The sequence below is a fragment of the Streptomyces colwelliae genome (assembly GCF_048158785.1).
Taxonomy (GTDB): domain Bacteria; phylum Actinomycetota; class Actinomycetes; order Streptomycetales; family Streptomycetaceae; genus Streptomyces.
On sequence record NZ_JBLTJC010000549.1, the window covers coordinates 1 to 5,435 of the forward strand.

Below are 5,435 nucleotides of genomic sequence, written 5' to 3' on the forward strand. Positions count from 1 at the left end.
GCCGAGCGGTTGGCGCGGGAGCTGGTGGGCGCCTCGGCCACGTCTTTGTCGGACGGCGACACGAAGCTCTGGACCTGTCCACGATCCACTCGACAGCGTCGTTCTTCGTCTCCCGTGTCGACACGTGCGGGTCGAGGTCGAGGGCTTCGCGGATCTGCTGCGGGGCGTAGGTGGTGCCGCCGAAGTCGTTGCAGGCCACGATGAAGGGGGTGCCGTGGTGTTCGAGGCGGTCGATGGCGTACCAGGAGTCGTCGATGCGGCGGGTGTCGACGAGGACGACCGCGCCGAGCGTCCCGGAGAACAGGCGGTCCCAGAGGAACCAGAACCTCTCCTGGCCGGGGGCGCCGAACAGGTACAGCACATTGCGGGCGTCGAGCGTGATGCGGCCGAAGTCGAAGGCGACGGTGGTCGCGGACTTGCCGCGCACCTCGCTGATGTCGTCGACGGCCTCGCCGGCCTTCGTCATCGTCTCCTCGGTGTTGAGGGGACGTATCTCGCTGACCGAGCGGACCAGCGTGGTCTTGCCGACGCCGAAGCCGCCGACGACCACGATCTTCAGGCCGTTGTCGGCGGAGGCACCCAAGGGGGTGCGCGCGTCAGAGGTTGCGGAGTCCAACGAGCACCTGTTCCAGGACGTCGGGATCGAGATCGGCCTTGCGCGGATGGCGGGCGCTGACCCGGCCGGCCGCGAGAAGGTCGGAGAGGAGGATCTTGGTGATGCTCACCGGGAGTCTCAGTTCGGCCGCCAACTCGACGACGGCCGTGGGGTGTTCGGTGATCCGCAGGATCGCCGCGTGCTCCGACTGCATCCCGGTCGCCGGATCGCACTCGGCGACCACGAGGGTCACCAGGTCGAACGGGCTGTCCGGTCCGGAACGGGCGCGGCCTCCGGTGAGCGTGTAGAGGCGGTCGGGTGAGTCGTCCCTGCCGGGGCGGCTCATCACGTACGCGGTTCCGCGCGCAGGTGCTCGCCGAGCTGTTCGACCAGCTCGCTCATGTTGTGCCCGATCAGACCCGCGTCCGCGTCCTCGGTGGTGACGAGGGCCAGGTGGGCGCCCTCGCCCGCCTCGACGATGAACAGCACACCGCCGTAGAACTCCGTCATCGCGGAGCGCACACCCCCGCTGCCGTCCCCGAACTCCACCGACGCGCCGTGCGACAGCGACTGGATCCCGGCGGCGATCGCGGCGAGCTGGTCGGCCTGGTCGACGGAGAGTTCGGGCGTCCGGCACAGCTTCAGGCCGTCCCGGGACAGCACGAGCGCGTGCCGGGCGCCCGGGGTGCGCTCCAGGAGGCCCTCGATGAGCCAGGTGAGCTTCTCGTCGGCGGTCGTCGTGCCGGTCATGAGGTGGGGTTGCCTTCCGGGTGCGGGTGGGAGGGGGTGGCGATGAGGGGCTCGGGTGATGCGGCCGAGTCATCGAGTGATGCGGCCGATTCAGGTGATGCGGGGCGCTCCGTGTACGCGTACGGGTCCGTGTACGCGTCGATGCCGGTGTCCGTGTCGGGGTCCGGCACGGGCGTGCCCCCGGTCAGGGGCTCCCGGTCGGTCGCCGCGTCGCGTACGGCCTGACGGAAGCTGTTGAAGCGGACGGCCCGCGCGAGGGTGTCGTCGGCCGAGGGCGCGGGGTGCGGCTCGGGGGCGGGGGACTCCGCACGCGCGCGTGCTCGTTCGGCCTCCGCGAGGGCCTGCCCGCGGCGCCGCTTGGGCAGGCCCTCGGGCAGGGTGTTCGGTACGTCCGTCACCGCGTCGGCCAGGGCGCCGCGGTCCGGCGACTCGTGCGTGGGCACCGGGTCCGGGTCCAGGTCGGCGAGGGTGCGCCCGGCGGAGTAGGACACCCGCGGCGGATCTACGGCGACCCATTCCGGCGCTGTTTCCGGCTCGGGCTTCGGCAGTGCGGCCGGGGGCTCGGGCAGCGCGAGGGACTCCTGCGGCACCGGCGCGTCCTGGGGCACCAGGATGTCCTGCGGTACGAGCATCAGGACGCCCGTGCCGCCCCGCGCGGAGGGCCGGTACGACACCTTCAGGCCGTACTTGCGGGCCAGTCGGCCGACCACCGCGAGGCCGAGCCGGGTGCCGGTGAGGCCGCCCAGTTCGGTGGAGTCGCCGGAGACGGCGCGCTCGGCGCGGCGCAGCTGGATGTCGCCCATGACCAGGCCGCTGTCCTCCACCGAGAGGATGACCCCGGCGGGCACTTCTTCTACGTAGACGTGCACCTCGGCGCTCGGCGGCGAGAAGTTCGCGGCGTTGTCGAGGAGTTCGGCGAGCGCGTGCATCACGCCCTCGGCTGCGTGCCCGGCGACGGCGGTGTCGCTCGCGGAGTGCACGCGCACGCGTTGATAGCCGCTGATGCGGCCCATCGCGCCGCGCAGGATCGACTCCATGGCGATGGGACGGGCCCAACGGCGGCCGGAGCGGGCGCCCGTGAGCACGGCGACGGAGTCGGCGAGACGGCCCGCCTGCGCGGTGCGGTGGTCGAGGTGGAGCAGGTCGGCGAGGACGTCCTCGTCCGAGTGCCGCTCCTCCATGGCACGCAGGTCGGCGAGCATGCCGGTGGCCAACGCCTGCATACGGCCCGCCGCGTTGGCGGTCGCGGAGAGCGCGGCGGCGCGCTCGTGGGAGTCCCGGCGGGCCTTCTCGGCCAGCTGCTTGTTCTCGGCGGTGAGGCGGGCGCGCTCCAGCTCGCTCTCCTCCGTGAGGCGGCCGCGCTCCTCCGCGAAGGAGGTGGTGAGCCGCATGCGCTCCTGGGAGAAGTCGGAGGTCAACCGGGCGCGTTCCTGCGAGAGTTCGGCGGTCAGCCGGGCCCGCTCGTGCGTCAGCTCCTCGGTCAGCTGCACGCGCTCCCGGTCGAAGTCCGTGCTCAGCCGGGCCCGTTCCTGCAACAGCCGCCCCGCGTCCAGGGTGACGGCCTCCAGACGGCGGCGGGTGATCCGGGCCGTCTGGTACGCGTGCGCGGCGAGCGCGACGGCCGCGCACAGCAGCAGCGCGGCGGCACCGGCACCGCAGGCGACCGCGAGGCGCTTCGCGTCGGGGGTCACATAGACCGCGCCGGCGACCGCGAGCCCGGCCAGCACGGCGGTGAACACAGGGGCGGGGGCGATGGTGCGGAAGGTGGGGCGTTCGCCGGGAAGTATGGGGGCGGTCATGAAGGGGGTCCTCGGTCGGGTCCTCGGGCGTCTTTGGTCGTGGTCCTCAGTCGTCCTCGGTCGTGTCCTCGGGGGGTGCTCGTCGGGTTCCTGGGCGAGAAGCGACACCGGGTGCTCAACTGACGGTCACTATATGAGAGTTAGTGATCGAACTGGGGAGGTTCTGGATGCGTTTACAGAATCGGTTCAGTCCGGACCCGGAGTTTCCCTGAACGGGAATCGGTCACTGTCAGTGGCCGGGTGCATGCTGGGGGCATGGCGGATCTTCAGGCGGAGCTGCGCGGGACCGTCCGGGGCGAGGTGGGTTTCGACGTCACGTCCCGGGCGCTGATGACGATGGACGCGTCCAACTACCGACGCGTCCCCCTGGGCGTCGTCGCGCCCCGTGACGCCGACGACGTGGCGGCGACGCTCGCGGCCTGCCGGGCGCACGGGGTGCCGGTGGTGGCACGCGGCGGCGGCACGTCGATCGCCGGCCAGGCGACCGGCACGGGCGTGGTCCTCGACTTCACCCGCCACATGAACGGCCTGGTGTCCCTGGACCCCGTCTCCCGCACGGCGGTCGTCCAGCCCGGCCTGGTCCTCGACCGCCTCCAACAGGCCGCCGCCCCCCACGGGTTGCGCTTCGGCCCCGACCCCTCGACCCACAGCCGCTGCACCCTCGGCGGCATGATCGGCAACAACTCCTGCGGCTCCCACTCGGTCGCCTGGGGCACGACGGCGGACAGCGTGAGCGAGCTGTCCGTGCTCACCGCGAGGGGGGACTCCCTGCGCCTCGGCCGCGACTGGGCGGGCGCCCCGGAGGGCCTGCGCCCGCTCGTGGACGCCGAGTTGGCCCGCCTGCGCACCGGCTTCCCGGACCTCCCCCGCCGTATCTCGGGCTACGCCCTGGACGCCCTCCTCCCCGAGAGGGGCGCGGACGTCGCCCGCTCCTTCTGCGGCAGCGAGGGCACGCTGGGCATCCTCACGGAAGCGGTCGTACGACTCGTCGAGGCACCCCGCGCGCGTGCCCTCGCGGTGCTCGCCTACGCCGACGAGAGCGCGGCGGCGGAGGCGGCGGCGGGCCTGCTGGTCCACGGGCCGCTCACCGTCGAGGGCATGGCGGCCGACCTGGTCCGCTCCACGGCCGACCTCCCCCGGGGCGGCGCCTGGCTGTTCGTCGAGACCGGCGGCGACACGGAGGCGGAGGCACGCGCACGTGCCGAGACCATCGTCCGCGCGGCCGACGTCCTCGACTCCCTGGTGGTGACCGACCCTGCGGGCCAACGGGCCCTGTGGCGCATCCGCGAGGACGCGAGCGGTACGGCGACGAGGATGCCGGACGGTGCGGAGGCCTGGCCGGGCTGGGAGGACTGCGCGGTACCACCGGCCCAACTGGGCTCGTATCTCAGGGACTTCAGGGAATTGCTGGCCGCGCACGGCCTACGGGGCACGCCGTACGGCCACTTCGGGGACGGCTGCATCCACGTCCGCATCGACTTCGACCTGCTGACGGAGGCGGGGGTGGCCCGCTTCCGCCGGTTCTCCGAGGAACTGGCCGAGTTGGTGACCGCGCACGGCGGCTCGCTCTCCGGCGAACACGGGGACGGACAGGCACGCGCGGAACTCCTCCCGAAGATGTACGGCGCCGAGATGGTGACCCTCTTCGAGCGAGCGAAAGCGGTATGGGACCCGGACGACCTTCTCAACCCCGGGATGCTGGTGAGGCCGGCCCCGCTCGACTCGAACCTCCGCTTCTCGGTCCTGCCCCGCGAACCGGTGGACGTGGTGTTCGGCTACCCGTCCGACGACGGCGACTTCTCGGCGGCGGTACGGCGGTGCGTGGGAGTGGCCAAGTGCCGTACGACGGAGGTGAGCGGTTCCTCGGTGATGTGCCCGTCGTTCCGCGCGACGGGGGAGGAGGCGCACTCCACACGCGGGCGTGCCCGACTGCTCCACGAGATGCTCGCGGGCGAACTGGTCACCGACGGCTGGCGGTCGACCGAGGTCCGTGACGCGCTGGACCTGTGCCTGTCCTGCAAGGGCTGCCGCACGGACTGCCCGGTCGGGGTCGACATGGCCACGTACAAGGCGGAGTTCCTGCACCACCACTACGAGGGCCGGCGCAGGCCCGCGGCCCACTACGCGATGGGCTGGCTGCCGCGCTGGCTACGGCTGGTGGAGCGCACGCGTACGGCCTGGCTGGTCAATTCCCTTGCTGCTGTAGGGCCGTTGGCGGCGCTGGCGAAGCGGCTGGGCGGGATCGCGGAGGAGCGGAGGATTCCCCGGGTGGCGGGGGTGACGTTCATGCG

General features: G+C 72.4%; 5 protein-coding genes. 1 reads left to right on the top strand and 4 read right to left on the bottom strand.

From position 1 onward, the window contains the following. The 4 genes from ACNFOC_RS50475 to ACNFOC_RS50490 all read right to left on the bottom strand — a co-directional run. On the bottom strand, nt 1-616 hold a 616-nt coding region (locus tag ACNFOC_RS50475; protein ID WP_416965714.1), incomplete at its 3' end, for a GTP-binding protein. Next, nucleotides 597-941: a DUF742 domain-containing protein gene (locus ACNFOC_RS50480; protein WP_416965715.1), complete on the bottom strand. Its 345-nt coding sequence runs from the start codon at nt 939-941 to the stop codon at nt 597-599. The genes ACNFOC_RS50480 and ACNFOC_RS50475, both read right to left, overlap by 20 nt. Further along, entirely contained in the window at nt 941-1,345 is a 405-nt protein-coding gene (locus tag ACNFOC_RS50485) for a roadblock/LC7 domain-containing protein (protein WP_329251992.1), read from the bottom strand. The genes ACNFOC_RS50480 and ACNFOC_RS50485 overlap by 1 nt, the downstream gene beginning before the upstream one ends. After that, complete coding sequence (locus ACNFOC_RS50490) at nt 1,342-3,144, bottom strand: sensor histidine kinase (protein ID WP_416965716.1); 1,803 nt, start codon at nt 3,142-3,144, stop codon at nt 1,342-1,344. Before ACNFOC_RS50490 ends, ACNFOC_RS50485 begins: the two co-directional genes overlap by 4 nt. 255 nt (nt 3,145-3,399) lie before the next feature. Between ACNFOC_RS50490 and ACNFOC_RS50495 the strand changes: the two genes are divergently transcribed. After that, nucleotides 3,400-5,435: FAD-binding and (Fe-S)-binding domain-containing protein (locus tag ACNFOC_RS50495; protein WP_416965717.1), on the top strand; the 2,036-nt coding region annotated here is incomplete at its 3' end.